This is a genomic window from Polaribacter sp. (genome assembly GCF_965656025.1).
In the GTDB taxonomy this organism is placed as follows: Bacteria; Bacteroidota; Bacteroidia; order Flavobacteriales; family Flavobacteriaceae; genus Polaribacter.
The window spans coordinates 7892-8543 of record NZ_CBFHJT010000086.1 but is presented as its reverse complement, the minus strand read 5'-3'; the positions used below and the strand labels follow the sequence as shown (position 1 = coordinate 8543).

Here is a 652-nt window from a genome sequence, read left to right as displayed (position 1 = left end):
CTTTGGGTTATTGAAGGTGGTGAAGATTTAAAGAAAAAATTACCTTTCCATAAAACCGATTTAGATGTTAAGATTGTAGAAGATATGCAACCTTATCGTACAAGAAAAGTACGTATTTTGAATGGTGCACATACGTCTATGGTTCCTTTTTCTTTATTATATGGTAATGAAACCGTAAAGGAAACAGTAGATAATAAGTTTACAGGAGCATTTGTTAACAAAGCAATTTTTGATGAAATTAATGACGTGCTTCCTATGGATAAAAGCGAGTTAGATAGCTTTGCAGAAGATATTTTAGACCGTTTTAGAAATCCATTTATCAAGCACAAATTAGCAGATATTGCTTTAAATTCTATTTCAAAATTTAAGGTTCGTGTGTTACCGAGTTTGTTAGAATACGAAGCAAAAAACGGTAAATTACCAACAAACTTAACCTTTGCTTTTGCGTGTTTAATTCGTTTTTACAAAGGAACCTGGAATGGAAAAGCTACACCCATAAAAGACAGTCAAGATATCGTAGATACATTTACTGCTATTTGGGCACAAAATGATGTGGAATTAGTAGCTAAATCAGTATTATCAAATACCTCTTTTTGGGATGAAGATTTAACAAAAGTAAATCATTTAACTGATGCCATTGCTTTAGCATTAG

Annotated in this window: 1 pseudogene; it reads left to right on the top strand. The window is 31.7% G+C overall.

Going from position 1 to position 652, the window contains the following annotated elements:
• A pseudogene (locus ACTG3S_RS13085) lies at window positions 1-652 on the top strand (tagaturonate reductase); the annotation flags it as partial.